Annotated in this window: 9 protein-coding genes and 1 pseudogene; all 10 read left to right on the forward strand. The window is 59.2% G+C overall.

Features of this window, described 5'->3' with window-relative positions; genetic code table 11:
- Positions 1–150 precede the first annotated feature (150 nt).
- The gene (gene urtA, locus KF712_20405; GenBank protein ID MBX3743360.1) at positions 151–1368 is read left to right on the forward strand and encodes an urea ABC transporter substrate-binding protein; all 1218 of its coding nucleotides are present in this window, start codon (positions 151–153) and stop codon (positions 1366–1368) included.
- A 126-nt stretch (positions 1369–1494) separates the two neighbouring features.
- On the forward strand, positions 1495–2421 hold the full coding sequence (gene urtB, locus KF712_20410; GenBank protein ID MBX3743361.1) for an urea ABC transporter permease subunit UrtB: 927 nt from the start codon (positions 1495–1497) through the stop codon (positions 2419–2421).
- 28 nt (positions 2422–2449) lie between these two features.
- Positions 2450–3643 (forward strand): urea ABC transporter permease subunit UrtC, encoded by a 1194-nt coding sequence (gene urtC / locus KF712_20415; GenBank protein MBX3743362.1) that lies wholly within the window; start codon positions 2450–2452, stop codon positions 3641–3643.
- Positions 3630–4376, forward strand: coding sequence for an urea ABC transporter ATP-binding protein UrtD (urtD, locus tag KF712_20420; GenBank protein MBX3743363.1), 747 nt, complete (start codon positions 3630–3632; stop codon positions 4374–4376). The genes urtC and urtD overlap by 14 nt, the downstream gene beginning before the upstream one ends.
- A gap of 10 nt (positions 4377–4386) precedes the next feature.
- Complete coding sequence (gene urtE, locus KF712_20425) at positions 4387–5076, forward strand: urea ABC transporter ATP-binding subunit UrtE (protein MBX3743364.1); 690 nt, start codon at positions 4387–4389, stop codon at positions 5074–5076.
- A gap of 31 nt (positions 5077–5107) precedes the next feature.
- Positions 5108–6328: an acetamidase/formamidase family protein gene (locus tag KF712_20430; GenBank protein MBX3743365.1), complete on the forward strand. Its 1221-nt coding sequence runs from the start codon at positions 5108–5110 to the stop codon at positions 6326–6328.
- 14 nt (positions 6329–6342) lie between these two features.
- Complete coding sequence (locus KF712_20435) at positions 6343–6678, forward strand: zinc ribbon domain-containing protein (protein MBX3743366.1); 336 nt, start codon at positions 6343–6345, stop codon at positions 6676–6678.
- A 765-nt stretch (positions 6679–7443) separates the two neighbouring features.
- Positions 7444–7854: a hypothetical protein gene (locus KF712_20440; protein MBX3743367.1), complete on the forward strand. Its 411-nt coding sequence runs from the start codon at positions 7444–7446 to the stop codon at positions 7852–7854.
- A 192-nt stretch (positions 7855–8046) separates the two neighbouring features.
- Positions 8047–8175, forward strand: a pseudogene (locus tag KF712_20445) (transposase).
- A 163-nt stretch (positions 8176–8338) separates the two neighbouring features.
- Positions 8339–8520 (forward strand): transposase (locus tag KF712_20450; GenBank protein ID MBX3743368.1); only part of this gene is annotated, 182 nt, incomplete at its 3' end.

Genomic DNA, 8520 nt, shown 5'->3' on the forward strand with positions numbered 1-8520 from the left:
CCGTTCATGAAACATCCTGCCCGCCGCCGCATCGTGAATCGATTTCACCCCGGCACCACCGCCTCTGGCATATCCGGTGCTCAATGGAATGACGGCTGGCGATCCGATTCCCGCCTCATCTGACACCATGTAATATTCGCCTACAATATAATGAAAATAAACAAATTAAGCCAATTTATCAAGCTGGCCTGCCTCGCCGCCGCAACCGCGACGGCCCAGGCAAAGCCACCCACGGCCGAAGTCAACACCACCGGCCTCGCCGTCACGGATGACACCGTCACCGTCGGCCAACTTCACTCCGCCACCGGAACCATGGCGATCAGCGAAACAGGCTCCATCCAGGCCGAGCAGCTCGCCATCGATCAGATCAACGCCGCGGGCGGCGTCCTCGGGCGACAGATCAAAGTCATCAAAGAAGACGGTGCCAGCGATTGGCCCACTTTCGCGGAAAAGGCGAAGAAGCTTCTCGTCAGTGACAAAGTCGGCACCGTCTTCGGTTGCTGGACATCCGCCTCACGCAAGGCCGTTCTCCCCATCTTCGAGAAAGAAAAGGGGATGCTCTACTACCCCACCTTCTATGAAGGCCTCGAACAGTCGAAAAACGTGATCTACACCGGCCAGGAAGCCACCCAGCAGATCATCGCCGGACTCGATTGGATCGCCAAGGAAAAGGATGCCAAAACATTCTACCTCATCGGCTCCGATTACATCTGGCCGCGGACCTCCGCCAAGATCGCCCGCAAGCACATCGAGAACGTCCTCAAGGGCAAGGTCGTCGGCGAGGAGTTCTACGCCCTCGGCCACACCCAGTTCGGCTCGCTCATCAACAAGATCAAGCTCCGCAAGCCGGACGTCATCTATGCCATCGTCGTCGGCGGCTCGAACGTCTCGTTCTACAAACAGCTCAAGGCGGCCGGCATCACCAGTGACAAACAGACGCTGCTCACCATCTCTGTCACCGAAGACGAAGTCCTCGGAATCGGCGGTGAGAACCTCGTCGGTTTCTACTCCTCCATGAAGTACTTCCAAAGCCTCGACAACCCGAACAACGCCGCGTTCGTCAAGGCATTCAAAGACAAGTACGGCGCGGACTCCGTCATCGGTGACGTCACCCAGGCCGCCTACCTCGGCCCGTGGCTCTGGAAGGCGGCCGTCGAAAAAGCGAACAGCTTCGACATTGAGAAAATCGCCGCGGCTTCACCGGACATCGAACTCTCCACCGCTCCGGAAGGCTACGTGAAGATCCACCCGAACCATCACCTCTGGAGCAAGACCCGGATCGGCCAATGGGGCGCGAACGGACAAGCGAAAGTCCTCTACGAATCGGAACTCATCGAGCCCGATCCGTTCCCGAAAGGCTACCAATAGGAATCCATCGTGATTCCTGATTCCTGAACAAGACCAACATCCGGCCGGGGGGCGGTCCACGGAGCGCCCCCCTCTTTTTTCCAGGACACTGCTGTCCATTCCTCCAATTCCGCACGCCTCACCTTTATGGGAGAATACACCAACGAAGAATTACAGAGCATCCTGATCATGCAGGGCTTCTCCGGCCTCAGCCTGTTCAGCGTGCTCCTCCTCATGGGCCTCGGCCTCGCGCTCATCTTCGGCCAGATGGGCGTCATCAACATGGCCCACGGCGAATTCATGGCCCTCGGCGCCTACACCGTCTACTACTGCTCCACGCTCACCGAGAAATTCGCCCCCGCCTTCGGCCCCTACTACTTCGTCGCGGCCATCGCCCTCGCCTTCGTCATTTCCGCCCTGCTCGGTGCCCTCGTCGAATGGCTGATGATCCGCCATCTCTACCGAAGACCTCTCGACACGCTCCTCGCCACCTGGGGTCTCAGCCTCATCCTCCAGCAATCCTACCGCTCGCTCTTCGGAGCCCGCGAAGTCACCCCCACGCTGCCGGAATGGCTGATGGGTTCGTTCGCCATCAAGGAAGGCTTGGACATTCCCATCAACGGCGTCTTCGTCCTCGGGCTTTCCATCATCGTCACCGCCTTCCTCATCCTCTTCCTCTTCCGCTCCGGCTTCGGCCTCCGCCTTCGCGCCACCGTCCAGAACCGCCGCATGAGCGGCGCCGTCGGCATCAACACCGGCAAGGTGGACCGCCTCGCTTTTGCCCTCGGCTGTGGCATCGCCGGCATCGCCGGTGCCGCCTTCACCACCATCGGCTCCACCGGCCCGGACAGCGGCAGCCGCTACATCGTGGACGCTTTCCTGGTCGTCGTCTCCGGCGGGACCGCAAGTCTCCTCGGATGCCTTGCCTCCGCCTTCGGGATCGCCCAGGCCCAGTCCATCCTCGAGTTCTTCCTTGATGGCACCAAAGGAAAAGTCGCCACCCTGCTCGTCATCGTTCTCGCCCTGATGATCCGCCCCCAAGGTCTTTTCCCCAGCAAGGTCCGCGGCCACTGAGACGGTCAATCCCCACATCCCCACATCCATGCCACTCCTCCTGAGAACCGTCTTCAAGACCCGCGGCGAAGCCATCGCGTTCGGTGCGCTCCTCCTCCTCATCCTCGTCATATTTCCCATCTTCCTCCCCGTCTTCCGCCTCAATCTCGTCGGGAAATATCTCACCTTCGGCTTCGTCGCCGTCGGGCTCGTGCTGCTCTGGGGGCGCTGCGGCATCCTCAGCCTCGGCCAAGGCGTCTTCTTCGGGCTCGGCGGCTACTGCATGGCCATGTTCCTCAAGCTGGAAGCCTCCGATCCCGTCACCACCTCGATCCAGTCCACCCCCGGCATCCCGGACTTCATGGACTGGAACCAGCTCACCGCCCTCCCCACCTTCTGGGAACCGTTCAAAAGCCTGCCTTTCACCATCTTCGCCGTCTTCTTCGTCCCCGCCGCCGTCGCTTTCATCATCGGCTGGGCACTCTTCAAGCGCCGCGTCGGCGGGGTTTACTTTGCCATCATCACCCAGGCCATCGCCCTCATCCTCTCCCTCGGCATCGATGGAAACCAAGGCTACACCGGCGGCCGGAACGGCATCACCGACCTGAGAACGCTCAACGGCTGGGACATCCGCAGCGAGAACGCCCAATGCATCCTCTACTTCGTCTCCTGCTCGCTCCTCTTCATCGTCGTCCTCGGATCGAAATACATCATCAACACCCGCCTCGGGCGCGTGCTCGTCGCCATCCGTGACCGCGAGGACCGCGTCCGCTTCTCCGGCTACAACGTCGCCATGATCCGGACCTTCGTCTTTGCCTTCGCCGCCATGCTCAGCGGCCTCGGGGGCGCGCTCTTCGTCCTCCAGGTCGGCTTCATGTCGCCCTCCATCATCGGCATCATCCCCTCCATTGAAATGGTGATCTTCACCGCCGTCGGAGGTCGCCTCTCCGTGATAGGAGCCATCCTCGGCTGCCTCATCGTCAACTGGGGCAAGACCACCTTCTCCGAGGCCTACCCGGACCTCTGGCTCTATCTCATGGGCGGGACCTTCATCGCCGTCGTCATGTTCTTCCCGAACGGACTCGTCGGCCTGCTCGATAAGATCCCCACCCAGAAAGGCAGATACTCCCAGCTCATCGCCCGCCTGAGAAAGCCGCCCGGCTCGCCCTCACCGGACGAAGACGAAGCCCTGCCCGCCGACGGAACCAACAACCCCAGCATCCGTTCCAATGAACATCAATAATCCCAACGTCCTCGAAATCGAAGACCTCGGAGTTTCCTTCGACGGATTCAAAGCGGTTGACGGATTCAACTTCTACCTCGCCCAAAACCATGTCCACGTGATCATCGGGCCGAACGGAGCCGGCAAAACCACCGTTCTCGATCTCATTTGCGGCAAGACCCTCGCCACCTCCGGCAGCATCAAGTTCAAAGGAAAGGAACTCCGCGGCCGGAAGGAATTCAAAATCGTCCGCGACGGCATCGGCCGGAAATTCCAGAACCCCTCGATCTACGAAAACCTCACCGTCTTCGAGAATCTCGAGCTATCCCACCCCACCGGCCGCGGCGTCATCGGCTGCCTCCTTTTCCGCCGCACGGACGAAATCAAAAACCGCTGCGACCAGGTCGCCTCCCAGATCGGCCTGCTCGACAAGCTCGACACCGAGGCCGGCATCCTCAGCCACGGCCAGAAACAATGGCTGGAGATCGGAATGCTCCTCATGCAGGAACCGGAAATCATCATGCTCGATGAACCCGTCGCCGGCATGAGCGTCCGTGAACGCACCCAGACCGCCGAGCTGCTCCGCCGCATCTCCACCGACCGCTCCGTCCTCGTCATCGAGCACGATATGGAATTCGTCCGCGAGATCGCCGACCGCGTCACCGTCATGCACCTCGGGAAAGTGATCGCCGAAGGCTCCATGGACTCCGTCAGCGCGGATCCGAAAGTCATCGAAGTCTACATCGGCCACTAATCACACCCTCATGATATCCGTCAAAAACATCCAGGTCTGCTACGGACAAAGCGTCGTCATCCCGGACATGAGCTTCACCGCTCCCAAAGGGGAAATCCTCGGCATCGTCGGGCGCAACGGCATGGGCAAGAGCACCCTCTTCCGCGCCCTCATCGGGATGATCCCCACCCGCTCCGGGAAGATCACCCTGGAAGACAAGGAAATCACCCACCAGCCCTCCTACAAGCGCGTCGCCGGAGGGATCGCCTACGTTCCCCAGGGGCGCATGATATTCCCTTACCTCAACGTCTACGAGAACCTCATCTCCGGAGTCGCCGGGCGTGTCAGCCAATCCGCGGTCGAGGAAATCTACGCCCTCTTCCCCGTCCTCCACGAAATGCGGAAACGCAAAGGCGGGAACCTCTCCGGAGGCCAGCAGCAGCAGCTCGCCATCGGCCGCGCCCTCATGACCAATCCCAGCGTCCTCCTCCTTGATGAACCCACGGAAGGCATCCAGCCCTCCATCATCAAGGACATCTCGCGGAGCCTCCGTGAAATCCGCGACCTCAGGAACCTCACCATCGTTGTCAGCGAGCAGGTCCTCAGCTTCGTCCTCGATACCTGCGACAACATCATGGTCATCGATAAAGGAAAACTCATCCGCGAAGACCGCCGCGCCGATGTCGATGCGGAACAAATCAAGGCCATGCTCGCCGTCTGAAAATCCCAATCCCAACCTGAACCGAACACTCATGAAAACACTGATCAAAGTCGATCTCGACGCCCCGCCGGAATCATTGGACTACCTCCACAACCGCTGGCATCCGGACATTCCAATGGTCGCCTACGTCAAGCCGGGCGATGAGTTCCGGGTCGAGTGCATCGATTGGACCGGCGGCCAGATCAAGAATGACGACGACGCCAAAGACATCGAGATCGTCGATCTCAGCAAGGTCCACTACCTCAGCGGCCCCATCGGGGTCGAAGGTGCGGAACCCGGCGACCTCCTCGTCGTGGACATCCTCGATGTCGGCACGCTCAAAGAATCGGACTGGGGATTCACCGGCCTCTTCTCGAAAACCAATGGCGGCGGCTTTCTGACCGACCACTACCCGGACGCCCGCAAGGCCTGCTGGGATTTCCACGGGATCTACACCTCCTCCCGCCACATCCCGAACGTCGAGTTCGCGGGCATCATGCACCCCGGCCTCATCGGCTGCCTCCCCTCCAAGGAGCTCCTGGACACCTGGAACAAACGCGAGAAAGAACTCTACGACACCGAGCCTGGCCGTGTCCCCGCACTCGCCACCCTTCCCTATGCGGACACCGCCCACATGGGCCGCATGACCGGATCCGCACGCGATGCCGCCGCCGCCGAAGGCGCCCGCACCGTCCCCCCGCGCGAACACGGCGGAAACTGCGACATCAAGAACCTCACCAAAGGCTCAAAAGTCTACTTCCCCGTCTATGTCAAAGATGGCGGCCTCTCCATGGGCGACATCCACTTCAGCCAGGGCGATGGCGAAATCACCTTCTGCGGTGCCATCGAAATGGCCGGCTTCCTCGACATCCGCGTTTCGCTCATCAAGAACGGCGTCCAAAAATATGGCATCCTCAACCCCATCTTCATGCCAAGCCCGCTCCAGCCGAACTACACCAAACACATCATCTTCGAGGGCATCTCCGTCGATGAAAAGGGCAAGCAATTCTACCTCGATCCCCACGTCGCCTACCGCATGGCCTGCCTCAACGCCATCGAGTACATGAAAAAATTCGGCTACACCGGTGAACAGGCCTACGCGATTCTCGGGACCGCTCCCGTCGAAGGACGCATCAGCGGCATCGTCGATATTCCCAACGCCTGCGCCACACTCTGGCTGCCCACGGAAATCTTCGACTTCGACATCACCCCGAATGCCAGCGGCCCCACCATCCAGGTCCCTCAGGGAATCGATCTCGCGAAAGTCCTCTAACAGAAATCCATCCCGTGCCAGTCTACGATTTCACCTGTGGCGATTGCGGTGATTTCCGCGAAGTCCGGTCCATCGATGAGAGGAACAACCCCGCCCGCTGTCCGGACTGCCGGAAAGCGGCGCGGAGGATGATCCTCGCGCCGAATCTCGGGCTGATGAACCCGGTTGCCCGCAAGGCGTCCGCGGTCAACGAGAAAAGCCGCCACGAGCCGCGTGTCAGTAATCCCCACTCCTGCGGCTCGGGCTGCGGCTGCGGAACACCCGTCAGAGGAATCCGCCGGAAGGAAACCCCGCTCGGAGTCCTCCAGACGCAGAAACCCTCCGCCCGGCCCTGGATGCTCGGACACTGAGAGATCCTCCGGCGGGGATCGGTCCGGAAAATCCCCCCGCACATCGTCACACATTTGAGGCTCAGCTTTCCGGGTTTTCGTTGATGATCCGGCAATATGCCTGCGTTTGGGGGGCGCCCCCCCCGACGAAGCGGCCGCGTAAGATTCCTCGGGCAACCGGAATCGGTTTGAGGGAGGGGGTGCGGCAACTGAGCTTTTGGGCCGGAACCGCTGGGAATCCCAGTGAGAAAAGATCACCGGAAGGTTCGATGCGGAGAAAGTGGCGGTGGACTAATTCGGAAACTAGCTACGGTCTCTGTATTCGATATCAAACGCTTACAGATCCTACAGAGAGGTTCGAAAAAAAATCGGAGTAGGACGAGCTTCCGAATAATGCCGAGCTCAGGATTCAAAGCCGGGCAGGTGAGGAGCAGAAAGAAAGGTTCGAATCGTAAACCGGGTTGGACGATCTTTCGACTAATGTCGGCCTCAGTATTTGAAGGGAGGAGACGAACAGAACAAAAAGGTTCGCGACGTAAACCGGGTTGGACGATCTTCTGACTAATGCCGATCTCAGGATTGAAGCGGAGAGCAGAAACAGAACAAAAAGGTTCGAAGGGGTGGTAAACTGGGTAGAACAATTCCAAATAGAACCGGCCTCTCAGCATCCCTGTTAATAGGCTTTTACAGGGAGATTGAGTCAAAAATCGCGATTTCCGGGTTCTTCGGAGGAACCGAATCTCGCTGAAGCCCGTGGTTACGAGATTTGAGCGTCAGATTCCCTAGTTGCCTGTTTTGTGGAATTACAGGGAATTTCTTGCCAAACCGCGCTGTCCTGCACTTTCGGAGCGCGGAGGTTACGGCACGCGTGGAATGGCTGCCACTTATCCTTTTCTGACTTTCTCGGCGATAAGCTTCGCCATCCACGGTTGGCACTTGATGAATCGGCGAAAACTTTTATATGGTATCGGCCCTAAATTCCAATCCTGCCGCAACGATTTCGAGATTCTTGTTCTCTTGCCTGATTTCCCAAAATTTCCACGATTTACCTTCAGTGAATTCAAATTGATTGAAGTTACCGGGAAAGGATTCAGGTACGCAAAAAAGTTGAACGTTGCACCGGCTATTCATCATTTGGCTGAAAAGCAGGTGCCATTCGGCGGAGCGATAAACCTCTCATTCTCTCCTAAAGGCTAGGCGGTGTTTGGGAACTGGAAATGATTGGCTGCGAGCGGGTTGCTGTTAGATTTCGTGCCGATGAAACGACCTTGTTCCTACTTCCGGATCTCCGACGCGCTGTGGATGGCGCTAAAAAAATTAACGTAGTCCCGGGTTTCGCTGAGGGTGAACAGTAAGAGGTTTGGTGGTCGCCCTCCCGCCGACCACCGGATGTTGATGACGGCCATGATATACATTCTCCGGACCGGTTGCCCTTGGCGGGCCGCTCCACCGCAGTTCGGTCCATGGCAGACGGTTTACGGCAGGTGGCGGTTGTGGTGCCACAAGGGTGTATGGGCTTCGGCGGTTCGGACTCTGGCGCGCCATCAGTCCGGCAGACTGAGGTTTGTCGATGCCAGTAATTTAGAAAGTCCATCAGGACGCATGCGGTGGAAAGGGAGGAAAACAGGCGCAGCTCATTGGACTCACCAAGGGCGGAGCGAACACCAAACTGCATGTCGTCGTGGATGGGAAAGGCCGCCTGGTCCGGGCGGCGTTGACGGCGGGACAGGTCAGCGAAGCGAAGATCGCTCCGGGACTGGTGAGAGGATTGGAAGGATGCCGGGTGGTCGCCGACAAAGGTTACGACAGCCGGGCGATGAGGGAGATGGTGGAGCATTCGGGCAGCCGCAGTTGCATCCCGGC

This window comes from Akkermansiaceae bacterium (assembly GCA_019634595.1).
Taxonomy (GTDB): Bacteria; Verrucomicrobiota; Verrucomicrobiia; order Verrucomicrobiales; family Akkermansiaceae; genus Luteolibacter.

What these genes read in the sequence shown, in the direction of transcription:
- KF712_20430 (MBX3743365.1), top strand. Translation starts at nt 5,108, where the DNA reads ATGAAAACACTGATCAAAGTCGATCTCGACGCCCCGCCGGAATCATTG.
- urtA (MBX3743360.1), top strand. Translation starts at nt 151, where the DNA reads ATGAAAATAAACAAATTAAGCCAATTTATCAAGCTGGCCTGCCTCGCC.
- urtD (MBX3743363.1), top strand. Translation starts at nt 3,630, where the DNA reads ATGAACATCAATAATCCCAACGTCCTCGAAATCGAAGACCTCGGAGTT.
- urtB (MBX3743361.1), top strand. Translation starts at nt 1,495, where the DNA reads ATGGGAGAATACACCAACGAAGAATTACAGAGCATCCTGATCATGCAG.
- urtC (MBX3743362.1), top strand. Translation starts at nt 2,450, where the DNA reads ATGCCACTCCTCCTGAGAACCGTCTTCAAGACCCGCGGCGAAGCCATC.
- urtE (MBX3743364.1), top strand. Translation starts at nt 4,387, where the DNA reads ATGATATCCGTCAAAAACATCCAGGTCTGCTACGGACAAAGCGTCGTC.